This window comes from Herpetosiphon sp. (assembly GCF_003512625.1).
GTDB classification, from domain to species: domain Bacteria; phylum Chloroflexota; class Chloroflexia; order Chloroflexales; family Herpetosiphonaceae; genus Herpetosiphon; species Herpetosiphon aurantiacus.
The window spans coordinates 1-26,061 of the sequence record NZ_DOPT01000095.1 but is presented as its reverse complement, the minus strand read 5'-3'; the positions used below and the strand labels follow the sequence as shown (position 1 = coordinate 26,061).

The following is a 26,061-nucleotide window of genomic DNA, read 5'->3' as shown; positions in this document are numbered from 1 at the left end:
AATCCCACAGGTTTCGGCATCGATGCGTTGGACAAAGCCGCTGCTCTCGGCCAGCAAACTGATTTGAATTGGGGCGATTGGCAGGGTTTCTGGTTGGTCAATCACCGTGAGATCGCCGCCTTGCTGGGCAACAAACTCACGGAATTTAGCCCAAGCTTGGCCGTTATCCAAGCTTGCTTGCAACTGTTGGCGGGCATCATCAAGATTTTGGGCCTTGCCAGCCAAAACCAACAGATGTGAGCCAAGGGTCAAACAAACTTCAACCAAATCGCCGGGGCCGCGACCTTGGAGCGTTTCAATCGCTTCGCGCACTTCCAGCGCATTACCGATCGTCAAGCCCAACGGTTGCTCCATCGACGAAAGGATCGCAGCGACATTGCGGCCAGCCAATTGGCCGATCCGCACCATCGTTCGGGCCAAATCACGGGCTTGATCGAGGGTTTTCATAAACGCCCCCGCCCCAACCTTGACATCGAGTACGATGCTTTTGGCTCCAGCCGCCAGCTTTTTGCTCATAATGCTGGCTGCAATCAGCGGAATACATTCGACAGTGCCAGTCACATCGCGCAACGCATACAGCTTTTTGTCGGCAGGTGCGAGATCAGCAGTTTGGCCCATAATCACCATGCCAATCTCACGCATGGCATGGCGAAACTCATCTTCGCTCAGGTCGATGCGCATGTTGGGGATGGCCTCAAGTTTATCGAGCGTGCCGCCCGAAAAGCCCAAGCCCCGCCCCGACATTTTGGCAACTTGCAAACCAACGGCTGCCAACATTGGCCCCAGCACAAGGCTAGTTTTATCGCCAACCCCGCCAGTCGAGTGCTTATCAACGGCATCGGGCGCGAAATCACGCAAATCGAGCTGATCGCCCGAAGCGGCCATGGCAAGGGTTAAATCGGTGGTTTCGCGATCATCCATGCCTTTGAGCACAACCGCCATGGCCCACGCCGCCATCTGATAATCGGGCACACTGCCGTTGGTATAGCCCTGAATCAGCCATTGAATTTCTTCGGTTGAGAGCTGTGCTCCATTGCGTTTTTTAATAATCAGATCAACCGCACGCATTATTTTAATCCGCCTTCTGTAAGTTTTCGCCATGCTAAGGGCAGGCGATTAAGAATATCGCTAGCAATGGTGCCGCGTTCGCCGAGTTCTTCACGAACCAGAGCGCCTGCAACGCCATGCACGCCAACTGCAAGCTGGGCGGCTTCAAATGGGGCTAAGCCTTGTGCCATCAAGCCAGCAGTTAGTCCTGCAAGGATATCACCAGATCCGGCGGTTGCCAATGCTGGGTTAGCCAAACCATGCAACGCCAAGCGGCCATCAGGGCTTGCAATAATTGTGTGGGCCGATTTCAGCACCACGGTCACGCCCCAGCGGGCTGCCGCTTCGAGTGCAATTTGTGGGTGATCTTCACCGATTTTTTCTTCGCCCAACAAGCGGGCCATCTCGCCGATGTGTGGTGTGAGCACGACAGGCTGATCGCGTAATTTTTCTTCCCAATGTTCAATTGTGGCCAAAATATTCAAGCCATCGGCATCGATAACCAGCGGTGGCAGCACGACTGGGCCATCTTCTTCAGCCTTTGCTTCTTCTTTGGGCCGAGCAGCTAGGCCGAAACCAACCCCGCCTTTGCGTTTGGTCGGCAACTCAAGCTCGCTTGAGCCAAGAAAACCTACGCCTAACCGACGTTTGCTTGAGGCCAAGCCAATCAGCGCCCGTAGAAAATCGCCAGTGCCTGTTTCGGTGCCAAGGCCTGGTCCAACCAGCAAGGCTTTATATTTGGCTAGTTTTTCGTGCACCAACTTAGCAGCGGCTTCGGTCAACTCGCCTGGTTCAACTTCTGGCAACGGCAAATAGGTTACTTCATGCAGATGGGCGGCGGTGCTGCCATAAATTGAGCGTGGGCAAGCCAAGGTTACTACCCCAGCACCCGAACGAGCCGCCGCCGTGGCCGCAAGCCAAGCCGCGCCAGGATAGAGATACGAGCCAGCCACAACCATCACGCGCCCGAAAGTATCTTTATGGCCATCAACCGGACGGGCCGGCACCAGCGAACGGATTGTCGCAAGATTCAGTTCAGTTGTAGTCATCGGCTCCTCCATAGAATCTGGTAGGGTAAAGGGGGCGATTGCCAATTTGCCAACATAGGCCGCACCTGGGTACAAATGATGGCCGCGTTTGGTTAGGCCAGCCGCTACGGTGTAGGCAGCATTGATGATTGTGCCCCAAATCTTGCCATTGTCAGCATCAAGGCCCGAAGGCACATCGACTGCCAAAACTGGCAATTTGCTGGCATTGACCAAATCGATAATTTGGACTACCTCAGCCGCCAACGAACGACTCAGGCCAATGCCAAACAACCCATCAATGATGAATGTGTTGGTTTGCAACAGTTGCTGGAGTTGCTGATTTTGTGGATCATCAGCAGCGAAGATCATTGGAATGGCTTCGGCTTGGGCAGCAGCAAACGGCCAATCATCAGCGTGCGGCTTGCGTTTATATAGATAGCAGGTGACTGGAAAGCCAGCCTCTTTGATATGCCGTGCAATCACCAAAGCATCGCCGCCATTGTTGCCAGAACCAACCAGCACTAACACGCTGGGGTTGGTTTGCTTGGCGATCACGGTTAATCCAACATCGGCCATGCCGCGTGCAGCCTCGGCCATCAGGCCAGCCCACGTCGCCCCTTCGTCAACAGCATGTTGCTCGATTGCCCGAATTTGGGCAGCGGTTGTAATGTGATACCCAGGCACAATTTTTGGCATCGTTGCCTCACCACACTTAATACTATCGAAAATTATACACCACAGGCTTAGCCAATCCATGGGCGATTTACCAAGGATTAACGAAACACTAGCAGAACGAGCGAGGGGTCAGTTGTCAGGGGCTAGGGACCAGTTGGGCTGAAACCACGAAGAACGCGAAGAACACGAAGGTCTCTTATTCCAAAGCTAATAGGTTAGTGCCACACTATTCATCCTTCATCCTTATCTCTTCGCCTCTGTGTTGAAGAAAATGCATAAAGCTTTTTATATTGGCTTGTTATTAAATTCCTACGGTGCGATTTTTGGTTGTTACCCATTTGTTACATAAATACTAATTCAAGTTTCTATTTACTCTTTATAATGGTTGCTGTCAATCGAAATGAAATAATGTGAGATGAATAAATGTATACAGTGACAATTAATAATAAACCCAGTTATCAGTTTGACTGTATGGCTTATGAGCGTTAATAATGATCTGAATTATCGGAATATGTTTGTATCGCTGATCTTCTGTTGGCGAATTGTTCGGAGAATCCTGCTTTTTACGTTGCTTTCATGGGGCATTATAGCGCTTGGGGTATCGCGAAATTCCCACATATTGCTTAAAAAAACCACCTTTGGCATGTATGGGTTAATCTTGTTAGTTGGAATCGGGTTTAGTGCAGGCTTTTTCATCCTTGACCAAGATCCTACCCGATATATTGGCACTGTATTACTCCCAATGGCGCTCCAGCTACTTATGCTGATTATCGCACCATATCGGTATTTTGATGTGCGTTAACATTCCGATCCACGAAGAACACGAAGGCACGCAGTTTTTTGAGCCACGAATTGCACGAAGATGCATTGGCTATGGGCTTTTGGCTTTGGGCCGCACGATCATGAAAACTCTAAACTATTCCGATAGCCAATAGCCTTCAGCCTCTCGCCATACACATATAACCCCACGAACGATTGTTAAGTTTGTTGCTTAAATTAGTACTTGACGAAATGCTGAGCCATGTGGTATGCTCCGGCCAATCGTAATTGATAAAGGTTTTGTCTACCATGCAATCGTTCAACAGCTTCAACTCATATGCCTTCTTTAGCAGCTATTTTTATTACTTTAGCTGCCATATTGAGTTGTCGCTGCCTACGAAGGATTAGACACACCCTTACTGATTTTGGAAATGACCTTCGGCGCGGAGCGACAAGCTCCGCGCTTTTTGTTGTGCTTCACTGGAGGATGCTATGCTCGTTTGTCGTGGAGTTCGCGGGGCAACGGTGGCGGTGGAAAATAGTTCAGAGGCCGTCCTGGCAGCAACCAGTGAGTTGTTGCTGGCCATGGTTCAAGCCAACGAGATTGATCTTGACGATGTTGCATGTGTCTTTTTCACCACCTCATCGAACCTTAACGCGCAATTTCCTGCCTTGGCTGCTCGCCAGTTGGGCTGGAACGACTTGGCTATGCTCTGTGCACACGAAATGGATGTTCCTGGCAGTTTATCGATGTGTATTCGGGTGCTGATTTTGTGGAACACCAGCCGCAAACCCAGCGAGATTATCCATTGCTATCTTGGCGATGCCGCCAAATTGCGCCCTGAGCGCGCTCAATCAACAGCGTTGTTGAACCTGCCCACCTGGCAACCTGCCTAAAACTGGCTGTCATTTGTTCGCTGCGGTACTTGGTATTGGTAATTAGGGTTTGTTAATTTTGGAGGCATTTGACCATGATCGTTGTAATGAAGGCCCACGCTGACCTCGCCGACCGTGACGCTGTATTGGCTCGCTTAGCCGAAAATAAGCTCAAAGGCCATTTATCGGAAGGCGAGGAACGAATTGTGATTGGAGTTGTTGGTGCGAAAATTCCAGCGGGCTTGGAAGAACAATTGCAATCGATGAGCGGCGTGCAAACAACCTTGCGAATTACGCGCCCCTATAAATTAGCTGGCCGCGAGTTTCAACAACACAATACCGTCATTCGGATTGGCGATTTGGAAATTGGCGGCGGTACTCCAGTCGTGATGGCTGGGCCATGTTCGGTCGAAAGTGCTGAGCAATTATTAAGTACAGCACACGCGGTCAAAGCAGCCGGAGCCAATATCCTCCGTGGTGGCGCATTCAAGCCACGCACTTCACCCTACGCTTTCCGTGGTTTGGGCGAAGAAGGCCTGAAAATTTTGGCCCAAGCTCGCGAAGAAACAGGTTTACCAATCATCACCGAAGCCCTGAATACCCGTGATGTTGAATTAGTCGCCCGCTACACTGATATCATCCAACTTGGCGCTCGCAATATGCAAAATTTCGCCCTCTTGGAAGAAGCAGGCCAAACGGGTAAGCCGATCATGGTCAAGCGTGGCCCTTCAGCAACAGTCGAAGAATGGTTGTTGGCGGCTGAATATATTCTCGCGACTGGTAATCGCAACGTTATTTTGTGCGAACGCGGTATTCGCACCTACGAAACTGCCACCCGTAACACCCTCGATTTGAATGCTGTGGCAGTTGCCAAGCGTCGGACTCACTTGCCGGTGATTGCCGACCCCAGCCATGGCACTGGCAAATGGTACTTGGTGCAGCCAATGGCCTTGGCCGGCTTGGCCGCTGGCGCTGATGGTCTGATGATCGAAGTTCACCACGATCCCGACCGTGCTTCTTCCGATGGCCCTCAATCACTCAACCACCACAATTTTGCCCAATTGATGCAACAAGTTCGTCGCCTGATCGCAGCTTTGGAGCCAGAATTAGCAGTTGCCTAGTAGTAAACGTTAATGCGTAGGCCCAATGCTAAATATCAAAACCGGATCAAGCGCTGGCAAGCCTTGATCCGGTTTTGAATTGGTTTGGCGATTAATCACGGAGTGTGGTCAGATGCTGATCGACTAAGCGGGCTAATTCGCCGACAGTTGCCCGATCGAAGGCAAATTTTGCCCCAGCCGCTGCAAATAATTGACTCAGTGGTTTGGTATTGCCCAAGGCTAAGGCTGCGCGATATTGTGCTACGGCCTGCGCTTGATCAGCTAAAGCGTTGCGCCAAACTTGTTGCGCCCCCAATTGGGCTAAGCCATACTCTACATAATAGAGCGGAGCTTCAAAAATATGCTGCTTGCGATGCCAGCCTGTGGTCTGTACATCTTCGAAGCCATCCCAATTCACCCCACTCATAAAGCGCTGATAGAGGTCTTTCCACACGGCATCAAGCTGCTCAGCCGTTACATCTTCAGGCGCTTCAATGTAGACCCAATGTTGGAAGGCATCGACGGTCGCCATATAGGGCAAGAATTTGAGCATACTCCAAAGATGCTCTGCACGAGCACGACGGGCATCAGTTTCGCTGTAGAAACCGCCCTTAGCGTTGGCTAAATAGGGCGCTGCCAACAATTCCATCGCCATCGAAGCGACTTCACAAAATTCAGTTGGCCCATCGTAATTCCAAATCAAATCGTTGGTTGCCGATGATTCCATAAAGTGGAAAGCATGGCCACCTTCGTGCAACATGGTTTGGACATCATCATGGGTGCCAACCGCATTCATAAAAATGTAGGGCACTTTGGAAACAAACATCCCGCCACAATAACCACCAGGTGCTTTACCAGGCCGTGAATCCAAATCAAGCCAGCCATCACGCATGCGAGTGTATTGCGCTCCCAGTTCAGGATCAACGCGATCGAAGATTGTTTGGCAGACGCTTTCGAGTTCATCGGCGCTTTGGAATGGAGTTAAAGCTGGGCGTGATTGCGAATCAACCAAAATATCCCATGGTCGCAAGCTATCAACGCCTAATTCGGCTTGATGGACTGCCAACCATTTTTCAACCAACGGCACAACTTCATGTTCAATTGCATCGTGGAAGGTGCGGCAATCGGCAGGCGTATAATCGAAGCGCCCATAGAGATCCCAGACATAATCCAAATAGCTGGCTTTACCTGCATTGGTGGCAATTTGGCGACGAAGCTTAAGTTGCTTGAGATAAATCTCGTTGAAAGCTGCTCGGTCTTGCAAAAAACGGCTATGATAAGCCTTAAATGCAGCTTCGCGCACACTGCGATCTGGGTCGCTAAACAGCTTAACGACTGCTTGCATGGTCAGGGTTTCGCCTTGCCACTCAACGCTCATTGCACCCATCAATTTGCTAAATTCCGCACTCAGGCGCTCAACTTCGGTCAATAGTGGCACATTTTCTTCGCGGAATAAATTGGCTTCAGCATGAAATCGCCGCAGCATTTCTTGCATTTTGGCTGGCAACAGCGTTGGATCAAGCGCCAAAATTTTTTCTTTCAAGGTTTGGGCGGCAACCTTGGATTTCGGGGTCAACTCCTCAATTGTGTAGAGGTACAGCTCTTCGGCGGCCTGATCCTGCGTATTTTCGGTCATCGCCCGATAGGCCTTGAAGCCGAATTCTTGCAAATGGGCTTCCAACTCACTCCAACGGCCTAACCAAGCAGTTGCATTGGCAGCCGTAAGCTCTTCGGCTGCAAGTGAATCGTAGTAGGGCTGAACTGTGGCCCAATCGCGTGGGTCAATCTTCAAACTCATGCCAGAACTCCTTGCTAGATTGTTGCTACTCTCAAAGGGCTAAACCACCGCAAAAACCTACACAAATAAAAAATCGCCCTCAACGAGGGCGATTTGCGAGTGGTGGGCGGTACTGGACTCGAACCAGTGACCTCCACGATGTCAACGTGGCGCTCTAACCAACTGAGCTAACTGCCCACGCGCCCGCGTATACTACCATAGCTCTCAGCTTTTTGCAAATTCGAGGCTTTGCTCCACTGGTTGGCGTTGAGCTAAACGTACCCGCAAGCCATGTTTCACCCCTAAGGTAATTTGCGGATCATACTCGACTCGTTGGGTTGGATCAAGCGTGAAATCATAATGCTGCATCATGGTTGCCAACAATAATTGGGCTTCCATCATGGCAAAAACGTTGCCAATGCAGACCCGTGAGCCAGCCCCAAATGGAATATAGGCATATTTATGGCGTGCCCGTTCTTGCTCTGGGCTAAATCGTTCAGGGTCGAAGCGCTCTGGTTCAGGCCAGTAACGCGGATTATGATGCATAGCATAGGGCGAAACCATGGCGGCCTGACGTGGGGTAATCGTTTGGCCAAGCACCGTAATATTTTCGGTTGGCACGCGGGCACTCAAGGCATAAGCCGGCGGATACATGCGCAAGGTCTCTTTGATCACCATTTCAGTATAGGGCAATTTTTGCAAATCTTGCAAAGTAACTGGGCGGCCTTGCAACACCTCATCAACTTCGGCTTGCAAGCGTTGGCGCACCTCAGGCGCTTGGCTGAGCAAGTAGCTGCACCAAGTTAAGGTATTGGCAGTGGTTTCGTGACCAGCCAAAAACAGTGTCACTACTTCATCGCGCACTTGTTGGTCGGTCATGCCTTGGCCATTGCCATCATCGATTGAGAGCAATAACATCGACAAGAGATCGCCAGTATCCTCGCCACTGGCACGGCGTTCGCGAATCACCCGCTGCACCACTTGATCGATCTGTTTGCTGGCATGTTCCAGCGCCCGATTAGCCCGCGTTGGAACCCAGCGCGGCAGCGGTACACTTTGCTCCGAGATAATTGTAAAGTTAACCTGAATATCTTCCATGGCTTGGCTAACTTGGCGCACTTCTTGTTCGCTAATGTCTGCATTGAAGAGGGTTTTAGTCACAATCGTCAAGGTCAATTCCATCATGGCCTGATCCATATCCAGAATCGCGCCATCGTGCCAACGTTCGAGCATGGCTTGGGTATGCTCAACCATGGTTTCAGCGTAGGCCTGAATGCGCTTCATATGAAACGCAGGCTGAACCAATTTGCGCTGCTTTTGATGATCAGCGCCATCATTGCTGAGCAAACCATTGCCTAAAAAGCGCGAAAGCAACTCGCGATCGCCGCCATTTTTGCGCACCTTATCGCGATTGGTCACCAAAAGCTCTTGAATCCCAGCCGGATCATTGACCAGATAGACCCGAAACGGCCCCATGCGACAGGTCGTGAAATCGCCAAAACTTGCTAGATATTCGAAAAAGCCCAACGGGCCATATTTATGTAAATCGCGCCGACTTCCACCGAGGCGGGTTCCTTTGGGGCCAGGTAACATCTTAACCGTCATGTGCCACCTCCAGGCTGTATTGCCGTTGTTGCATTATCGTTCGCTGAATAGAGTGAGTTTATTCGCCGCAAAACGTTATTTATGAATTCCGTTCATAAATAATAACCAGAGTGTAGCTCAAATGCAAGCGGCATTGGATGAACAAATGTTAAGAGAACTATGGGCTAGGGTCATGGAACAAACAGCGTGCTAGAGCGTACCAATGGAGTCGATTTAGATGATGGAGAAATTAAGATGAGCTACAGCGTTCCAGTCAACAATCAGCATTTGAAACTACTGCCTAATGAAGAAATTCTGTGGCAAGGCCAGCCGGTCCAAGGCTTTAAGTTTTATCCCGTTGATCTTGCGCCCATAGTTTTTGGTGGATTGTGGCTTTATTTCGGAATTACGCAAGTTATCTTTGCAGATGGGAAACAATCAACGTCGGCGAACTGGATTATCCTTGGCTTATTTGTTTCATTTGCAAGTTATATGGGAATTGGTAGGTTGTTTTTGGGCCGCTACTTACGCCGCCATACCTACTATATGCTGACCAACCGTCGAGCATTGATTCACATCCATTGGTTGAAACGCGATTATCAACATAGCCACCATTTGGCACGAATCGACTCCGTTGTCCTTGATCGCCTGCCGAATGGCCAGCAAAGTATTATCTTCAATGATAAACCAGCGCTCCCCCAATATTTATTCCTTGGGGTAAACAGTGGATTTTCCACTTTTTTTGAAGGTGTGCCCAATGCTGAAGCGCTGTACCAACAGATTCTCGACCTGCAAGCGAGTTTGCAGAGTAACCAATCAGGTAGCTAAATCCCCTATGGTAGGCTATAAAAACGGTACTTTTGCGGCACATTTGTTTCTTGACGATGAATCTTGCGATTGCTATAATTGAAAAGCCGAAGTAGCAACGGCACTTCCTCTTAAACCATCCTCTGGCAGCGCACATTCTCAAAGCTTATCAACCTGCCAGAACAATTGCCGTGCTTTGGTGTTGGCTCATTTTCAGTCGGCTTTGTCCGCGTTCCTCGGTATCTATCGGCGGACCCCACCCCTCCGTCGTCGCTCTGTTCCCGCCGCGTGGCGGTGATGTAGGAGGCCAACTATGACGACTCCCTCCGGCTCGCAACTGATGTCATTGCTGAGTACCTTACAAGATCAGCAAAACTATCAGAATCTCAATTGGGCTGGCTCTTTCCAGGATTATTTGGACATCGTGGCCAATAATCCCAAGGTCACCCGCAATGCCTTCCAACGGATCTACGACATGATTATGTCGTATGGCTTGGAAGAGTTCATCGATGCCAAGAAGAAGTTAATTCGTTATAACTTCTTTACCACCAACGAATTTGACGAGCAAGATGCCATCTTTGGCTTGGAAATCCCATTAATGCGCTTGGTTAATTTCTTCAAGGCTGCGGCTCACGGCTATGGCACAGAAAAACGGGTGCTGTTGCTGCATGGTCCGGTTGGCTCAGCCAAATCAACCATCGCCCGCCGACTGAAACGTGGTCTCGAACGCTACTCGCGCAGTGAGGAAGGTGCGCTGTATACATTCGATTGGTTTTTAGGTGATATCGAAGATCTCGACGCTGGTAAAGTCAAGGATGCTGATTGGGACCCCTGCCCAATGCACGAAGATCCGCTGCACTTGATTCCGATGGAAATGCGCGAGGCATTTTTAAACGAATTCAATGCCAACCTCGAACCAGACGATCATATTACAATTACTGGTGATCTTGATCCTTCTTGTCGCTATAATTTCCGCGATCTGATGCGTCGTTACAATGGCGATTTTGCCAAAGTGCTGCGCCATGTCCGTGTACGTCGCTTCGTCTTCTCTGAACAAGATCGCGTCGGTATCGGCACATTTCAACCAAAAGATGAAAAGAATCAAGATAGCACTGAATTAACTGGCGATATTAATTATCGTAAAATTGCTATTTATGGTTCTGATAGCGATCCACGAGCATTTAGCTTCGATGGTGAATTTAATATTGCTAATCGTGGCATTATCGAATTTGTCGAAATGCTTAAGCTCGATACAGCATTTTTATACGATTTGCTTGGTGCTTCACAAGAACATCGGATTAAATCCAAGAAGTTCGCACAAACTCACATCGATGAAGTTATCGTCGGGCATACAAATGAACCAGAATTCCGTAAGCTTGAAAATAATGAGTTTATGGAAGCATTAAAGGATCGTACTGTACGAATTGATATTCCATACATTACGCGATTGCGTGATGAAATTCGAATTTACGAAAAGGATTTCAATTCAGAGAATGTACGGGTACATATCGCGCCGCATACCATCGAAGTTGCCGCAATGTGGGCAATTTTAACCCGACTTGAAGAACCAAAACGCGCTAATTTGACGTTATTGCAAAAGATGAAGCTCTACAATGGAAAATCATTGCCTGGCTTCACTGAAGATAATATCAAAGAATTGCGCAAAGAATCACGGCGTGAAGGTATGGAAGGCATCTCTCCACGCTATATCCAAGACAAAATTAGCAATGCCTTGGTCAATTACCAAAGCGATGGCGGGATCAATCCATTTATGGTGATGAATGAGCTAGAAAGCGGCCTCAAAACCCACTCACTCATTACTAATGAAGAAGATCGTAAACGCTATCGCGAATTATTGGCGATTGTCAAGGAAGAGTACGCTGATATTGTTAAGAATGAAGTGCAACGCGCTATTTCGGCTGATGAAGAAGCTATCAAGCGTTTGTGCGCCAATTATATCGACAATATCAAAGCCTATACCCAACGCGAAAAAGTGCGGAATAAATTCACTGGAGCCTATGAGGAACCAGATGAGCGGCTGATGCGCTCGATCGAAGAAAAGATCGATATTCCTGATAATCGTAAAGATGATTTCCGGCGCGAAATTATGAATTACATCGGAGCATTAGCAATCGAAGGCAAAACCTTTGATTATCGCACGAATGAACGACTCCATCGGGCCTTAGAATTAAAACTCTTTGAAGATCAAAAAGACAGCATCAAACTAACTAGTTTAGTTTCAAGTGTTGTCGATAAAGATACTCAAGAAAAAATCGATGTGGTCAAAACCCGCTTAATTCGCGATTTTGGCTATAACGATCAAAGTGCTACCGATGTGCTGAATTATGTCGCGAGTATTTTCGCTCGTGGCGATGCGACTCAGCGCAAGTAGGCTCGGACACAGCGAACGGGTTCAATGAGGCATCCGTTCGCTTGCGTGCGTTCCTTCCACTAACAATCAACGGTGAGCCTATGCAACGAGTTGAACGTGATCTCAATCGCTTCCGCCAAATTGTGCGGGGCAAAATTAAGAAAGATCTGCGCAAATATATTTCCCATGGTGAGATGATTGGCCGCCAAGGCAAACGCTTGGTCTCGATTCCTGTGCCCTCAATCGACTTACCGCGCTTTCGCTTTGGCAAAAATCAAGGTGGGGTGGGGCAGGGCGAGGGCGATAACGGCGATCCGATCGGGCGTGGCGATGGCTCGCAGCCAGGCGCGGGCGAGGCAGGCGAGGATTCAGGCCAACATTCGCTTGATGTCGAAATGACCATCGAAGAACTGGCGCAGTTGTTGGGCGAAGAACTGCAATTGCCCAATATTCAACCCAAAGGTAGCAAGAATATTATCTCGCAAAAAGATAAATATTCGGGCATTACCAAGGTTGGCCCAAACTCGCTGCGCCACTTCAAACGCTCCTTCCGCGAAGCCCTCAAACGCCAAGTCGCCTCTGGTCAGTACGATCCTGATGATCCGGTGGTGGTGCCAATTCGCGATGACATGCGCTTTCGCACCTGGAAAACCACCGAAATGCCCGAAAGCAACGCCGTGATCATCTACAGCATGGATGTTTCTGGCTCGATGGGCCAGGAGCAAAAGGAGCTGGTACGGGTAACCGCATTTTGGATCGAAACGTGGCTCCGTTCCCAATACAAACATCTCGAAATGCGCTACATCGTGCACGACGCAGCGGCCAAAGAAGTGACCCAAGACGTTTTCTATCGCATTCGCGAGGGTGGCGGAACCAAAATTTCGTCGGCCTATCGCTTGGTGTTGAAACTGATCGAGGAGCATTATTCGCCCGACGAGTGGAATATTTATCCCTTCCATTTTTCCGATGGCGATAACTGGGGCGGTGGCGATACCCGTGAGTGTGTTGAGCTACTGCGTAACCAAATTTTGCCCAAAGTCAATCTTTTCTGTTACGGCCAAGTGCGTTCATTGTATGGATCAGGGCGTTTTGCCCATGATCTGAACGAAAATTTTCGAGCCAATGAAACCATGGTCGTTTCCGAAATTGCCGATCGCGACGATATTTACAATGCAATCAAAGCCTTTTTAGGCAAAGGCAAATAGCAAGTCAAAAGGCGAAAGTCAAAAATCAAAATACGAACATGCATACTTGAGCGCCATAATTATCTTTATGCATGTTCGTATTTCCACAGCAGAGAGGCAGAAATGGAGCGGCAAGATTTACAAGCACGCACGAAAAAGTTTGCTCTGCATATTATTCAGTTAGTTAATTTCATTCCTAATTCATTAGCAGGGCGAGTCTTAGCTCAACAAATTCTACGTTCAGGAACCTCTGTTGGAGCTAACTATCGTGAAGCTTGTCGTGCGCGTTCAGCGGCTGAATTTATTTCAAAAACCAATATCGCTTTACAAGAACTAGAAGAAACGCGTTATTGGCTCGAATTACTGCAAGAATCAACCTTATTAGATCATCGTCAATGTCATCATCTCGTCGATGAAGTTCAGCAATTAATCGCTATTTTTGTTACTGTAATTAAACGTAAAAAACAACATTCTAATCTTGATCCTTCCGTTTAGCTTCATTCCTTCATTGTATTTTTAGCCCTCGCCTTTTGACTTTTGATTTTTGCCTTCTGACTTTCAAAGAGAGGTTCTATGCCACTCAGCAACAACGATTTACCCCTCAACTTACAAAAAGCCTGGGAGCAAATTGATGGTCATGCCAAACGTTATGGCCTCGATTACTACCCAATTGTTTATCAGATCCTTGATTATAATACACTGTACGAAGTTGCTGCAATGGGTGGATTTCCAACGCGCTACCCGCATTGGCGCTTCGGAATGGAGTATGATCAATTAATCAAGGGCCATGTGTATGGATTAAGCATCATTTATGAAATGGTGATTAATACCAATCCAGTGTATGCCTATTTGCTCGAAGGTAATATGATTGTTGACCAGAAAACGGTAATGGCGCACGTTGCCGGCCATGCCGATTTCTTCAAGAATAATATGTGGTTTGCGCCAACCAATCGTAAAATGCTCGACACCATGGCCAACCATGCCGGACGAATACAACGCTACATCGATCGTTATGGCTACGAAACGGTTGAAGCATTTATTGATACTTGCTTATCAATTGAAAACTTGATCGATTATCATTCGCCATATATTAATCGCCCTGAAGCCCAAACTAGCCAGCCAATCGTTGAAGATGACGATATTGAAGTTGCCGAAGGCTTGCCGTTTGAACGTTCGTATATGAAGGATTTTATTAATCCACCGGAATTTTTGCGCCAGCAACGCGAGAAACTCTTAGAAGAACAGCAAAAAATGCGTAAATTCCCTGAGAATCCGCAAAAAGATGTGCTGTTATTCTTGATGAATTATGCGCCGCTCGATCGTTGGCAGCATAATATTTTGGAAATTGTGCGCGACGAGGCCTATTACTTCGCTCCCCAAGGCATGACTAAAATTATCAATGAAGGCTGGGCCAGCTTTTGGCATAGCCGAATTATGACCACTCATGCCGCCGAAACCTCAGAAATTATCGATTTTGCCGACCATCATGCCGGAATTGTCGCAGCCCATCCAGGCCGACTAAACCCCTATCGTTTGGGTTTGCTACTGCTGCGCGACATCGAAGATCGCTGGAATCGCGGGCGTTTTGGCAAGGATTGGGAGCAATGCGACGATATGCGCGAGAAGCGCGAATGGGATTTGAAGCTTGGCAAGGGTATGGAAAAAGTCTTTGAGGTGCGGCGCTTCCACAACGATATTACCTTTCTTGACGAGTTTCTTACACCTGAATTTTGTGTCGAGAACAAACTGTTTACCTTCAAACACAACAACGACACCGATTTGTACGAAATCGTCAACCGCGATTTTGGGGCAATTAAATCGCAATTGCTCAGTGGGTTAACCAATTTCGGCCAGCCCTATATTTATGTTGAGGATGGCAACTACAATAATCGGGGTGAATTGTATTTGCGCCACCGCCATGAAGGCAGCGATTTGCGCATGGATTATGCCCGCGACACGCTCAAACATATTCATACAATCTGGACGCGTCCGGTCAATCTTGAAACCGTGCTTGATGATAAAAAGCGCTTGCTGACGTTTGATGGGAAAGAATACAGCGAACGTCGCATCGATTAGCCCGTTTAGTCCAGAGGCACAGAGCATTCATCGGTACGTTTTGCGTCTCTGGACTCCATGTTTCATCCTTCGTAAATCATGCTTTATGCGTATAATTTAGCTTATTCGTGCTAAAGAATGAGGTTTTTTGGCCGAATCCTGCTATGCTAGAAATACCATAGAGTGGTAGTTCACTGGAAGGAATCGACCATGAGTCAATTTGATGATCAAGATGCGATCACCGTCGTCAATTTACAAGCACGGATCGCTGCTGGTTGGCAAGAACTGCAAACATTTTTGCAAGGCTTGAGCCACACCCAATTAACTAACCCAACCGATGCCGCAGGCTGGACAATCAAAGATCATGCGATTCACTTGGCACTGTGGGAAAACAGCTTGTTGGCCTTGCTCAAGGCTGAATCTCGCGCTGCTAGCTTTGGGCTTGATGAGGCAGTTTGGCAACAAGGCTACGAGGCAGTTAACCGCATTCTACAACAACGATACCACGATCTTCCTCTTGATCAAGTGTTTGCCACCCTCGAAACCAACCACCAAACCCTGCTGGCCTATATCAGCCAACTGAGCGATAGCGATTTAATGCGTCCGCATCGTGAGTTCCAAGCTGGCTCAACCAACGATGAGCCGATTATTGGCTGGATTGTGGGTAATACCTTTGAACATTATGCCGAGCATTTACCATGGATGCAGGCGATTCTTGATAGCTAAGCTAGCCATACCACAGCTATATTTTAGTTGGAAGGAATGAACTATGAGCCAATCTGACGCTCAAACTCCGATGACTGCGCTCAATTTACAAGCACGGATTGCTGCTGGTTGGCAAGCACTGCAAACGTTTTTGGCTGGTTTAAGCCACGCCCAACTCACTGAACCAAGCGATGCCGCAGGCTGGACAATCAAAGATCATGTGATTCACCTGTCTCTATGGGAAAAAAACATACTGGCTTTGTTGAATTCAGAATCACGCTGGGCCAGCATCGATATTGACGAAGCAGTTTGGCAACAAGGCTACGAGGCAGTTAACCGCATTCTGCAACAACGCTACCACGAACTGCCTCTTGACGACGTTTATGCTAGTCTCGAAGCCACCCATGAAGCCCTAGTAGCGCGGATTGCTCAATTTAGCGATCAGGATTTGTTGCGTCCCCATCGTGAGTTCCAAGCTGGCTCAACCAACGATGCGCCAATTATTGGCTGGATTATTGGCGATACCTTTGACCATTATGCCGAGCACCTACCGTGGATGCAGGCGATTCTCGCTAGCTAATTCTAAGCAAGGCCACAACCTATACTAGCTTGTGGCCTTGGTATTTTAGCCAATAAATTCGGCCATTGCGGCGGTAATCGCCTCAGGTTGCTCTAAAATCGACATATGGCTGGCATCATCGATATAGCGCAATTGGGCGTTGGCAATCAGTTGCTGCATGGCTTCGCTCTTGGCTGGCGGCGTAGACATATCTTCAACGCCAACCACAATCAGGGTTGGCACAGCAATTTGGCTGATCGTGTCGGTCACATCGTCGCGATCAATCACCGGAATAATCGCTTTGTAGAGTGATTCACGGTCGGCGTTGGTCCAGTAGGCATGCCAATAGGCCAGCACTTGGGGGTGGCGCTCGGCCATTTTAGGCGTGTAAAAAACTGCATCCAAGCCTTCTTGCAAGGGCGGAATCAAGCCATACGCTAAGTAGGCATCGCCCATTTGGCGATAGCCATCGAGCAATTCGGGTGCATCGCCTGCTGATGAATCAATTAAAGTGAATGAGAGAAATAGTTCGGGGTGTTTGGGGTAAAGCCGCAGGCCGATCATCCCACCCATCGAAACCCCAACCCAGTGCACTCGCTTGATCCCAAGATCACTCAATAATTGATAAGCATCTGCACCAAGCCGATACATTGAATAATCGTCGAGTGTGCCGCCGCCCTCAGTTTGGCCTTGTCCGCGCCAATCGATGGCAATACAGCGAAAGCCTTTGGCGGCGAAATATTCCATTTGTGGCTCAAAAATCCGCCAATGATACATCAAACCATGGCCGAAGAAAATCACCTGATCGCCACTTCCTCGCTCCTCGTAGTAGTAACGAACGCCGTTGACCAGATGTGAAGCCATAAACACTCCTTGCTCGTTAGATAAAACCTGTTGCTATTGTAGGCTAAGTATCAGCTAATTTTCAATCGATCATCAGGGTAATTTCGGCCACCTTCGCTACAATGAGCAGTATCACCCAACCAATTGAGGAGGAACGAACCATGCGACGGATTGCCCAAATCGTCGGGTTGGGGCTATTTTTGGCTGCTTGTGCCACCCAATCTGCGACCCAGCCCAGCCCATTGCCTAGCCTAGCCCTACCTGCTAGCTCATTGCCCGAACGCCCAACCGCAACCCTGGCCGATTATAGTGCCGAGCCGACAATTAACAGTGGCTCAGTTATTTTTGATCTGCCTGCTGATGGCAGTATTCGCGCCATTAGTTTGGTGGGCCAACATTATCAATTGGCCAATGCAACTCAGCCAAATGCCTACTTGCCGTGGTCGGCTTCGCCCGATGGCAAGCAGTTGGCAATTGTGGTATTCAACGATAATCATCCTAAAATCGAGCAAATCGATTTGGCTGAGTTATGGGTTGTTGATGTTGATGAGCAGAATCCACGCCGATTGCTCAATCTGCTGCCAACCACTGCTTCCGATCAAGCACCTGCGTTAGGCCGTAAAAGTGCCTTAATTGACCAAGCCCCAGTGTGGTCGCACGATGGCAAAACCATTATGTTGGCCTCAGCCCACGAACAGCAAGTTGATTTGTATGCAGTTGATGTAGCAACTGGCACCGCCCAACGTTTGACCAACACGCCCGATCTTGAAGTGAATTTGGAATTATCTGCTGATGGAAGCCATTTAGCGTTTGCATCGGCCAGCAGTTTTGGCACTGGTGGCGGTTGGGGCAATCCAATGGTGCAAATTTATCGCTTTGCTGATGCCAGTTTCACGCCAATTACTGCTGATCCGCTGGCAATGGGAGCGCGGGTGGTTGGTTGGCTTGATCAACAACTGATCACCCAATTCAATAGCCAACCTGATGGTCGTGCTAGCTTTATCGTATTTGATGCCAACACTGGCGCGATTACACCGTTGGCCCAAGCCATGGCCTTCGAAGCTGAAATTAAGGCTAATAGCTTGATCTATGTTGATCAGCCGCGCGATGGGATTCCCACGATCTATCGCTGGAATGGCAGTGGCGAGGTAGCGTTGCTCGAACATCTACAGGCCAGTGCTGTTTCATTAAGCCCAAGTGGCCAAGCCATGCTGCTATGCAACCACGATCAGCCGAGCTATGTGCGTAATGGGGTGTTAAGTGCCCTGCCAGTTAATAGCTGCAGGCCGAGCGTGTGGGCCGCTGATGATTGGTTGGCGCTCAACGGCACTGAACAATCCAATGGCTTAATCATCAGCCCAGAAGGTCAAAGCCAAATTTTGCCGCAACAAGCCGTGATGGCGGGCTGGAACGAACAAGTGTTGTACTTTTTTGCCCCGCAAGCGAATGGCTGGCAATTGTTCAAGGCGCAACGGGGTAGCAGCCAATTGCAACCTATCGGCCAAGCATTGGGCAGCCAGCCGCACAATCCACATTTGATTTTAGCGCCTTAGACATACTTGTACCAGCTCATAAGGTTGGCTCTCAATTATTCCCCCTACCCCCTAGCCCCCTCTCCCGCCGAGCGAGCGAGGGGGAAACCTCCTATCATGAATAGTAGAATACCCCTCGCTCACCGCAGTGGGAGAGGGGCTGGGGGTGAGGGCATGAGAACTGGTTGTCAACCCAATGAACCATTACAAATACCCAATAGATAAACAGCAATAAAATACTGCTTGCTAAAAGCCCAGCATCGGGCGATAATCGCCATACCTGCTGATATTGCTCGGCGGGTATGGGCCTGTTTTTTAGCCGATAGCCTATTGCTGATAGCTATCCAAGGTGCGTCTATGGCTATATCTGAAGGTCGCAGCATTGAGATTGATGCCCGTTGGGAAAACCTCGCCGCCCTCACCGATTACACCACCGAGATCGAAACTGAATTTGCCCTAACCAGCGAACAAGCCTTTGTGCTGGGTTTAGTGATCGAAGAAATTGTCACCAATATCATTAAATATAGCTATGCCGAGCAAGGTGGCCCGCTACAATTGCACAGCACGCTCGAAAATGGCGAGCTAGCGATTCGGATTCTTGATCGCGGCCAGCCATTTAACCCCGACGATGCTGATCCGCCCGATCTCTTCGCCAGCATCCACGATCGTCAAGTTGGCGGTTTGGGGGTGTTTTTGGTGCGCGAAATGGCCGATTCGATCACCTACCACCATGATGATGCCAGTGGTTGGAATACCTTGATCGTCACCAAAAAAGCTTCAACTGAGGCCAGCATTGCTCCGTTGGTCGAGTTTTTAGAGCAATTGCCATTGTTCCACGAAGTTGATCAGGCGACGATTCAAAATTTGGTACAAAGTGCTGAGCATGTGCGACTTGCCCCAGGCGAAACATTATTCAGCGAAGGCGATAGCGGCGACGATTGCTATATTGTGATGGCTGGCGATGTAGATGTAATCAAAGCGCTGGCGACCGAAACAATTTTGCTGGAGCGCTGTCGGCCTGGGGCAATTTTGGGCGAAATGGCTTTGATCGATAATAGCCCTCGCGCGGCTAGCGTGCGGGCGCGAACCGCCGCAACCCTGTTGCGCATCACCGAGGCCGAATTTGTAACCTTGATGCATGCCAACCCAACCACAGCCATGGCGTTGCTGCGTGGCGGCACAACGCGCCTGCGTCAGGCAAATGCGCAAATGTTGGGTGGCCTCGAAAAGAAGAATCTTGAACTAGCGAGCGCCTACGAAGAACTCAAATCGGCCCAGCAAGAACTGTTGCGCCTTGAACGGATTGAGCGGGAATTGGCGATTGCCCGCGATATTCAGCGCTTCTTTTTGCCGCCCAACATTCCTCAACCTGAGGGCTGGCAAATTGTGGCTTTCAACCAAGGCGCGTTAGAGGTTGGCGGCGATTTTTACGATGTGATCAAGCTTGGCGGCAATAAAATTGGTTTGGTCGTGGCCGATGCCTGTGGCAAAGGCGTGCCAGCGGCCTTGTTTGTGGCGCTGACGCGCTCGTTGCTGCATTCCAACGCTCAATCGCTGGCAGCGCGGCCTGAAATTGCGACTGATCCGTTGGCCTTGCTGACGGCGGCAATCACCATGACCAATAACTACATTTCGCGTGAACATGGCGCAAGCAATATGTTCACGACCCTGTTTTTTGCCGCATTTGATCCGCAAACTGGCGAGTTGGCCTATGTCAACGCTGGCCATAACCCGCCGATTATCATCAATCGCACCAGCCGTACTTTGCGTTATTTAGAAGGCACAGGCTTGCCCTTGGGGATTATGGAAGATCTGCCATACAAGGCCAAGAGCACCATCCTCGCCGCCGATGAATATTTCTTGGGCTTTACCGACGGCGCAACCGAGGCCTTTAATCTGGCAGGCGAGGTGTTTGATGATGCAGCCTTGACCAATGTGCTCAAAAATGGCGATTTCCACGATGCCCAATCATTGCTCGACAGCGTGTGGCGGGCAATCGAGAGCTTTGTTGGCGAAGCTGAACAAGCCGATGACATTACCTTGCTAACGGTTAGTCGTAATGGTTCGTAGCATGAACAACCGTTGGCATTCGCTCGCCCGTTTTCTTTCAAGGGTCGGTTGATAACACTCATTGATTGATCACCACCCTTCCGTCCCGCCTCAAGGCGGGAAACGCCGGGGGCTTTAATCCCCCGGCACCCCCTCAAGGGCAATCAGGGGCAGTCATTCATCCACCGATGAACCAGCGTATCCGTGGTTCGCAGCGAAAACCTACCCTTGAAAGGCGAGGGGTTGGGGGTGAGGGGGATAATTGAGAGCCAACTTAATTTTAGTCGTTTAGTCTAATTAAACGGTGCTGTTCGCGGTAATAATCAAGCTGTTGCTCACGATTTGGCTCTGGCGTGAGTTGCGCCAGCGTTGCCAGCAAGGTTTTAGTGGCAGTCGCGATCGATTGGCTTGTCCAGGGCAAACTGGGTTTTTGAATTGGCAGGCCAATCAGATCGGGAATATCATCGAGCAAATCGGGGCTGGTGCGCATGCTCAAGGCAAAAATACAATGCAGCCCATCCAACTGTTCGGCGATGGCTTCGAGCATGGCGCTTTGCTCAAACTCAGCCATCACCACCAAGGTTATTTTTTCGGGGTCACCAATTTTTTGGATGTAAGGGCGTTGTAATAACTGAGCAAGCGCTTGGGCTAGGGGCTTGCTCTGGCTATCGAAGGCTAAAACTTGGTCGCAACGCCAAACATGGGCTTCGGCCAAGGCGGCGGCACGTTGCAAGGTTGTGGCAATTGCCTCAAACGACCAAGCAAACTCAGCCTGAGGCTTGAGATTCAGCCCATTATCAAGGTTACTACCAAGGCAAATCAGGCCATGGGTCGCATACCAAGCATCTTTTTCATTGCTAACGAGGCTAAATTCTTGGTAGCGGCGGGCAATACTGCCGAGATCTTGTAGTTGCTCAATTTGCTCATCATCATCGACCAACAGAATGGCGCGACCAAAACTCGCTAAAGCAGCATCATACAATTGCAACTTAATTTGGCAACGCCCAATTAATTCGTGAAATTCCCATTCATCGTTATAAATTGGCCGTACATCGAGCAATTGATCGAGCGCTTGTTGATATAAGCCCTCAGCAAAATCAATATAGGCCAGTTCATAGGTTACAAAGGTATCTAAAGGAAAAAGCTCGACACATAAACGCAAAATCTGGCGAGCCTCGTGATAATGCTTTAACTCGATCAAAACGGTGGCATAATTGGTTAATGCCTCGTAATCTGGCTCGATTGCCACGACTGCATGCCAAGCATCAGCCGCCTTGGCCAATAGCCCGTTGCGCAAATAATATTTAGCCAAGGCCACATGAGCAGCCCGAAGCTGCGGATTTTCTTGTAATGCCTGCCGATACTCTTCTACAGCTTCAGCAATTCGCCCAGCATGTTCAAGTGATAATCCACGTCGATAATGTAATTCTGCTTGTCGGAATTTATCAGCCATAATTAAAGTCAAAAGTAAGAAGTCAAAAATCAAAAAACTATAATTAAAGTCAAAATCACCAGTTGAACGTCAAAAGTAAGCAATCAAAAGTCAAAGTCACCATAGTTAAAGTCAAAAGCAGGTTTATTCATTTGAATGGTAATCAGCCCAGGGCAGAAAACTTGAATTTGTGCCTATTTTGCCTTCTGCCCTTTGCCTTTTGCCTTTACAACAGCCCCACGTCAGAGTTATCGCCGAGCATCAAGCGGTAGGCTTTGGGTTTCATCGGCGAGGTATGCAATTTGACATTGCGGCCAATCAAGCTATCTTCGATGCGGTTGGGCAGGCGAATAATTTCGCTATTTTCCAAGACAATCGAGTGCTCAATTTCGCTTTCCTCAATCGTACAATGATGATAGATTGAGGTAAACGGTCCAACGTATGAGTTAACGATCCGCGTATCTTCGCCGATGATCGCTGGCCCACGAATCACGCTGTTGATCACTTGAGCGCCTTTTTCGATCGTTACTTTGCCAACTAATTGCGAATCGCGATCAACGAAGCCCGATACATGGGGCGTGATTTCTTCGAGCACCAAACGATTGGCATCGAGCATATCAGCGCGTTTGCCAGTATCGATCCACCAGCCTTGGTGAATATGGGCATGAACATGGTAATCGTGCTCGATCAGCCATTGAATTGCATCGGTAATTTCCAACTCGCCCCGCCAAGAAGGCTTGATCGCCTCAACAGCTTCCCAAATATGCTGATCGAACATATAAATGCCGACCAACGCCAAGTCTGAGCGCGGTTGGCGCGGTTTTTCAGTCAAGCGTTCGATCGAGCCATCGTGACGCAACTCAGCGACACCATATTGCTGTGGATTGGCAACTTGTTTGAGCACAATTTGGGCATTGTAATCGGATGTAGCAAAGCCCGACACCAACGAACTAACTCCGCCTTCGATGCAGTTATCGCCCAAAAAGAGTGCAAATTTATCGTCACCAATAAACGGACGACTAATTTTGACCGCGTGAGCCAAGCCGAGCGGAGCTTCTTGGGGAATATATTCGATCTTTACGCCCCAGCGTGAGCCATTGCCCACGGCGTTGCGCACTTCGGCCCCAGTATCACCGATTACAATCCCAATTTCATCAATATTGGCATCGCGCAGGGCTTCGATTACCCGAAAAAGTACTGGCTTGTTGGCGACAGGCACTAATTGCTTGGCGCTGGTATAGGTGATTGGGCGCAGGCGTGTGCCTTTACCACCACTCAGAACTAAACCTTTCATGAGCTGTGTCGTCTCCTTGGCGCTAGGCAATTGGCGTTGATGTGGCAGTTGCGCTTAATCGCCATGCTACCAGCAATGCGCCAATACTTTGCAAGATAATCGCTAAAATTAAATAACTGGCATGACCATTAGCCACAGCAGCCTCTTGGCCAACAAAAACCCGCTCTAAACGGGCTGCTGCAAACAAACTGAGCAGGTAGGTCAAGCCCAGCCAACCAGCAAATGGCCGATACAAGCGCCATTGGCCCAGTAAGCTGCCAATGAAGCTGCCCAATGGCACGGCTACTACCGCCCAAACATAGGGCTTGAGTTGCTCAGGACTCGGTGCAATTGCCCGTGATTGGTAGGCCATAAACGCCCCAACTGCCCCGAGCAACGCTCCCAAACCAACCAAGCCAATCAATCGAATCCGCGCATTTGCAATCATGGTGTGGCAGTAACCTCCGCTGTTGGCTCAACAGTTGGGGTGGTGCTCGGCGTGAGCGTCCAAGTTGGCGATGGAGTTAGCGTAGGGGTTGGCGTAGGCGGCGGCTGATAGCTGATGCGATAAATGCCATTACGAGCGTTGGTTGAACGCACGCGGTATTGTAAATCGCCAACATCATTGCTCATCACGATGCCGCGTTGGCTGCTACCCTCGGCTGAAGCAACTACAGTAAACGCTACATTGGCTTGTTCGCCACTCAACACCTCGATCACCAACTCGCCGCTGGCAACTTGGGCATTAAAGGTTACATCGAGCAACATTGGCAATGTGCCAATATCCAGCGCTTGCAACACGGCCTCGCCGTTGGTATCGCTGCTGACAAACTCAACATTCTGCGAACCAAGTTCGGCGGTAATGGTGGCTTGCTCGTTACGCCCAGCCATCAGCAAACAGCCTGTTAGCAATGGCGCTAACAGGCCGATCAGCAACAATTGACGCAGTTGTGTCAACGACCAATTAGGCATATGATTCTGGTTTGCTATCAGGATTGAGGGTTTCGGCTTCGGAAACCACCACAACCTTATCGGGATCACGGCTGACGATCTTGAGCACATTATCGCAGTTGACGCAGCCAACTTGCGCCCCAACCCGCATCACTGGGCTGAGCTTGAGGGCTTTTTTACATGCTGGGCAAAGCAATTTTGCCATGTTATTCCTCCTCGAAGAGCGCATTAACGAAGGATTCACCATCGAACAAGGCTAAATCGTTGATCGTTTCGCCAGTGCCGATATATTTAATCGGGCGCTCGATTTCTTGGACAATCGCGAAGGCAATGCCACCTTTGGCTGTGCCATCAAGTTTGGTCAAGGCCAAGTGGGTCACTTGGGCGGCTTGGGTAAAGGCTCGTGCTTGAATCAAGCCATTTTGGCCAGTTGTTGCATCGAGCACCAACAACACCTCGTGGGGAGCATATTGCCAGCGCTTCTTGACTACATTGGAGATTTTTTCAAGCTCCTTCATCAAGTTGTGCTTGCTTTGCAAGCGCCCAGCTGTGTCGATAATCAGCACATCGGCTTGTTGATTGTAGGTTGCCTGGGTTGCGTCGTAGGCCACCGCGCCTGGATCGGAGCCTGGTTGTTGGCTAATCATCGGCACGCCGACCCGATCGGCCCAGTGTTGCAATTGATCGATCGCCGCTGCCCGAAAGGTATCGGCGGCAGCGAGGATGACATTTTTGCCCATGGCTTTGTAGCGATTAGCCAATTTGGCGATCAAGGTGGTTTTGCCAACCCCATTGACTCCTACTACCAAAATGACATACGGCTTGGTTGAGCGTTCGGAGTATTGCGGCGTATCCACATCGAGGCGGTTGACCAGCTCGCTTTTGAGCAACGAACGGGCTTCACTGGCAAACTTAAAGCCCTTCTTCTCGCACTTTTCGCGCACCCGCTCAACAATTTTAAGGGCATTTTCGGCCCCAACATCGCCAGCAATCAACAATTCCTCTAGCTCATCCCACAGCTCGTTGGTGATGGGATCTTCGCTACGAAACATAGCCGTAATGCGGCCAAAAAAGCCACTACGGGTTTTTTGAACACTTTGTTCAATCTTTTTTTCTTCTTGTTTAATTTCTTGTTCGGAGCGTTCTTCACCACCGAAGAGTCGTCGAAACATATAAAGCACCCTAACTTGTCATGAATTCGAGGCTGCACAATGCCCAATGCACTGCCGCCAATCCTTTGGCAATAATACCATGCTTAGCCTAGAAGAGGGAATTTGCAATGGATATTATGGAGTTTTAGACGTTTGCTAAGGGCAGAATGTTGAAGTAATTGGCCTTGATGTTCCAAGGGTAGGTTTTTTACAATGCTTGAGTGGGATGTACCGCCGATTGGTATGGCCTCACCCCCTCCTTTCAAGGGTAGGTTTTTTCCAATCATGGGTGATCACCACCCT

At 49.2% G+C, this 26,061-nt stretch carries 22 protein-coding genes and 1 tRNA gene; 11 read left to right on the top strand and 12 right to left on the bottom strand.

The window, feature by feature from the left end; all coding sequences use genetic code 11:
* On the bottom strand, positions 1-1,068 hold a 1,068-nt coding region (locus tag DEF47_RS21200; RefSeq protein ID WP_287045331.1), incomplete at its 3' end, for a thymidine phosphorylase.
* Complete coding sequence (locus DEF47_RS21195; RefSeq protein ID WP_012191705.1) at positions 1,068-2,771, bottom strand: NAD(P)H-hydrate epimerase; 1,704 nt, start codon at positions 2,769-2,771, stop codon at positions 1,068-1,070. The genes DEF47_RS21200 and DEF47_RS21195, both read right to left, overlap by 1 nt.
* 1,230 nt (positions 2,772-4,001) lie before the next feature.
* On the opposite strand from DEF47_RS21195, the gene aroH reads away from it, so the two are divergent.
* Together aroH and aroF are read left to right on the top strand one after the other, a co-directional pair.
* Positions 4,002-4,406, top strand: coding sequence for a chorismate mutase (aroH, locus tag DEF47_RS21190; protein ID WP_012191704.1), 405 nt, complete (start codon positions 4,002-4,004; stop codon positions 4,404-4,406).
* Between the two features lie 74 nt (positions 4,407-4,480).
* Positions 4,481-5,506 (top strand): 3-deoxy-7-phosphoheptulonate synthase, encoded by a 1,026-nt coding sequence (gene aroF / locus DEF47_RS21185; protein ID WP_012191703.1) that lies wholly within the window; start codon positions 4,481-4,483, stop codon positions 5,504-5,506.
* 91 nt (positions 5,507-5,597) lie between these two features.
* Here the strand turns inward: aroF and DEF47_RS21180 are convergent, their stop codons facing one another.
* The 3 genes from DEF47_RS21180 to DEF47_RS21170 all read right to left on the bottom strand — a co-directional run bounded on the left by DEF47_RS21180 (position 5,598) and on the right by DEF47_RS21170 (position 8,867).
* Positions 5,598-7,283, bottom strand: coding sequence for a M3 family oligoendopeptidase (locus DEF47_RS21180; protein WP_012191702.1), 1,686 nt, complete (start codon positions 7,281-7,283; stop codon positions 5,598-5,600).
* 100 nt (positions 7,284-7,383) lie between these two features.
* Positions 7,384-7,460, bottom strand: a tRNA-Val gene (locus tag DEF47_RS21175).
* Positions 7,461-7,487: 27 nt separating this feature from the next.
* Positions 7,488-8,867, bottom strand: a complete 1,380-nt coding sequence (locus DEF47_RS21170) for a cytochrome P450 (protein ID WP_012191701.1) — start codon at positions 8,865-8,867, stop codon at positions 7,488-7,490.
* Between the two features lie 186 nt (positions 8,868-9,053).
* Between DEF47_RS21170 and DEF47_RS21165 the strand changes: the two genes are divergently transcribed.
* From DEF47_RS21165 to DEF47_RS21135, 7 genes are all read left to right on the top strand, one after another.
* Positions 9,054-9,674, top strand: coding sequence for a hypothetical protein (locus tag DEF47_RS21165; RefSeq protein WP_287045330.1), 621 nt, complete (start codon positions 9,054-9,056; stop codon positions 9,672-9,674).
* A 292-nt stretch (positions 9,675-9,966) separates the two neighbouring features.
* Positions 9,967-12,045, top strand: coding sequence for a PrkA family serine protein kinase (locus DEF47_RS21160; RefSeq protein ID WP_012191699.1), 2,079 nt, complete (start codon positions 9,967-9,969; stop codon positions 12,043-12,045).
* A gap of 80 nt (positions 12,046-12,125) precedes the next feature.
* Positions 12,126-13,229, top strand: a complete 1,104-nt coding sequence (locus DEF47_RS21155) for a DUF444 family protein (RefSeq protein ID WP_012191698.1) — start codon at positions 12,126-12,128, stop codon at positions 13,227-13,229.
* A 102-nt stretch (positions 13,230-13,331) separates the two neighbouring features.
* Positions 13,332-13,703 (top strand): four helix bundle protein, encoded by a 372-nt coding sequence (locus DEF47_RS21150; protein ID WP_012191697.1) that lies wholly within the window; start codon positions 13,332-13,334, stop codon positions 13,701-13,703.
* Between the two features lie 78 nt (positions 13,704-13,781).
* On the top strand, positions 13,782-15,284 hold the full coding sequence (locus DEF47_RS21145) for a SpoVR family protein (RefSeq protein WP_012191696.1): 1,503 nt from the start codon (positions 13,782-13,784) through the stop codon (positions 15,282-15,284).
* Between the two features lie 189 nt (positions 15,285-15,473).
* A complete protein-coding gene (locus DEF47_RS21140; RefSeq protein WP_012191695.1) occupies positions 15,474-15,989 on the top strand; it encodes a ClbS/DfsB family four-helix bundle protein in 516 nt (171 codons plus the stop codon).
* Positions 15,990-16,032: 43 nt separating this feature from the next.
* A complete protein-coding gene (locus DEF47_RS21135) occupies positions 16,033-16,548 on the top strand; it encodes a ClbS/DfsB family four-helix bundle protein (protein WP_012191694.1) in 516 nt (171 codons plus the stop codon).
* 45 nt (positions 16,549-16,593) lie between these two features.
* Here the strand turns inward: DEF47_RS21135 and DEF47_RS21130 are convergent, their stop codons facing one another.
* On the bottom strand, positions 16,594-17,391 hold the full coding sequence (locus DEF47_RS21130; RefSeq protein ID WP_012191693.1) for an alpha/beta fold hydrolase: 798 nt from the start codon (positions 17,389-17,391) through the stop codon (positions 16,594-16,596).
* 140 nt (positions 17,392-17,531) lie between these two features.
* Between DEF47_RS21130 and DEF47_RS21125 the strand changes: the two genes are divergently transcribed.
* Positions 17,532-18,923 (top strand): TolB family protein, encoded by a 1,392-nt coding sequence (locus tag DEF47_RS21125; RefSeq protein WP_012191692.1) that lies wholly within the window; start codon positions 17,532-17,534, stop codon positions 18,921-18,923.
* Positions 18,924-19,259: 336 nt separating this feature from the next.
* Positions 19,260-20,972 (top strand): SpoIIE family protein phosphatase, encoded by a 1,713-nt coding sequence (locus DEF47_RS21120; RefSeq protein WP_012191691.1) that lies wholly within the window; start codon positions 19,260-19,262, stop codon positions 20,970-20,972.
* 259 nt (positions 20,973-21,231) lie between these two features.
* On the opposite strand, the gene DEF47_RS21115 is transcribed toward DEF47_RS21120, so the two are convergent.
* The 6 genes from DEF47_RS21115 to ftsY all read right to left on the bottom strand — a co-directional run bounded on the left by DEF47_RS21115 (position 21,232) and on the right by ftsY (position 25,779).
* Positions 21,232-22,404: a tetratricopeptide repeat protein gene (locus DEF47_RS21115; RefSeq protein ID WP_012191690.1), complete on the bottom strand. Its 1,173-nt coding sequence runs from the start codon at positions 22,402-22,404 to the stop codon at positions 21,232-21,234.
* Between the two features lie 205 nt (positions 22,405-22,609).
* On the bottom strand, positions 22,610-23,677 hold the full coding sequence (locus tag DEF47_RS21110) for a glucose-1-phosphate thymidylyltransferase (RefSeq protein ID WP_012191689.1): 1,068 nt from the start codon (positions 23,675-23,677) through the stop codon (positions 22,610-22,612).
* 22 nt (positions 23,678-23,699) lie between these two features.
* Complete coding sequence (locus tag DEF47_RS21105) at positions 23,700-24,104, bottom strand: hypothetical protein (RefSeq protein WP_012191688.1); 405 nt, start codon at positions 24,102-24,104, stop codon at positions 23,700-23,702.
* Positions 24,101-24,628, bottom strand: a complete 528-nt coding sequence (locus DEF47_RS21100) for a hypothetical protein (RefSeq protein ID WP_041304818.1) — start codon at positions 24,626-24,628, stop codon at positions 24,101-24,103. The genes DEF47_RS21105 and DEF47_RS21100 overlap by 4 nt, the downstream gene beginning before the upstream one ends.
* On the bottom strand, positions 24,621-24,812 hold the full coding sequence (locus DEF47_RS21095; protein WP_041304816.1) for a hypothetical protein: 192 nt from the start codon (positions 24,810-24,812) through the stop codon (positions 24,621-24,623). Before DEF47_RS21095 ends, DEF47_RS21100 begins: the two co-directional genes overlap by 8 nt.
* 1 nt (position 24,813) lies before the next feature.
* A complete protein-coding gene (gene ftsY, locus DEF47_RS21090; RefSeq protein ID WP_012191686.1) occupies positions 24,814-25,779 on the bottom strand; it encodes a signal recognition particle-docking protein FtsY in 966 nt (321 codons plus the stop codon).
* Positions 25,780-26,061: the final 282 nt, after the last annotated feature.

Coding starts and splice junctions, on each gene's coding strand:
- DEF47_RS21145 (WP_012191696.1), top strand. CDS start 13,782: ATGCCACTCAGCAACAACGATTTACCCCTCAACTTACAAAAAGCCTGG.
- ftsY (WP_012191686.1), bottom strand. CDS start 25,779: ATGTTTCGACGACTCTTCGGTGGTGAAGAACGCTCCGAACAAGAAATT.
- DEF47_RS21125 (WP_012191692.1), top strand. CDS start 17,532: ATGCGACGGATTGCCCAAATCGTCGGGTTGGGGCTATTTTTGGCTGCT.
- DEF47_RS21140 (WP_012191695.1), top strand. CDS start 15,474: ATGAGTCAATTTGATGATCAAGATGCGATCACCGTCGTCAATTTACAA.
- DEF47_RS21100 (WP_041304818.1), bottom strand. CDS start 24,628: ATGCCTAATTGGTCGTTGACACAACTGCGTCAATTGTTGCTGATCGGC.
- DEF47_RS21110 (WP_012191689.1), bottom strand. CDS start 23,677: ATGAAAGGTTTAGTTCTGAGTGGTGGTAAAGGCACACGCCTGCGCCCA.
- DEF47_RS21150 (WP_012191697.1), top strand. CDS start 13,332: ATGGAGCGGCAAGATTTACAAGCACGCACGAAAAAGTTTGCTCTGCAT.
- DEF47_RS21105 (WP_012191688.1), bottom strand. CDS start 24,104: ATGATTGCAAATGCGCGGATTCGATTGATTGGCTTGGTTGGTTTGGGA.
- DEF47_RS21130 (WP_012191693.1), bottom strand. CDS start 17,391: ATGGCTTCACATCTGGTCAACGGCGTTCGTTACTACTACGAGGAGCGA.
- DEF47_RS21195 (WP_012191705.1), bottom strand. CDS start 2,771: ATGCCAAAAATTGTGCCTGGGTATCACATTACAACCGCTGCCCAAATT.
- DEF47_RS21095 (WP_041304816.1), bottom strand. CDS start 24,812: ATGGCAAAATTGCTTTGCCCAGCATGTAAAAAAGCCCTCAAGCTCAGC.
- DEF47_RS21170 (WP_012191701.1), bottom strand. CDS start 8,867: ATGACGGTTAAGATGTTACCTGGCCCCAAAGGAACCCGCCTCGGTGGA.
- aroF (WP_012191703.1), top strand. CDS start 4,481: ATGATCGTTGTAATGAAGGCCCACGCTGACCTCGCCGACCGTGACGCT.
- DEF47_RS21160 (WP_012191699.1), top strand. CDS start 9,967: ATGACGACTCCCTCCGGCTCGCAACTGATGTCATTGCTGAGTACCTTA.
- DEF47_RS21155 (WP_012191698.1), top strand. CDS start 12,126: ATGCAACGAGTTGAACGTGATCTCAATCGCTTCCGCCAAATTGTGCGG.
- DEF47_RS21115 (WP_012191690.1), bottom strand. CDS start 22,404: ATGGCTGATAAATTCCGACAAGCAGAATTACATTATCGACGTGGATTA.
- DEF47_RS21180 (WP_012191702.1), bottom strand. CDS start 7,283: ATGAGTTTGAAGATTGACCCACGCGATTGGGCCACAGTTCAGCCCTAC.
- DEF47_RS21120 (WP_012191691.1), top strand. CDS start 19,260: ATGGCTATATCTGAAGGTCGCAGCATTGAGATTGATGCCCGTTGGGAA.
- DEF47_RS21135 (WP_012191694.1), top strand. CDS start 16,033: ATGAGCCAATCTGACGCTCAAACTCCGATGACTGCGCTCAATTTACAA.
- aroH (WP_012191704.1), top strand. CDS start 4,002: ATGCTCGTTTGTCGTGGAGTTCGCGGGGCAACGGTGGCGGTGGAAAAT.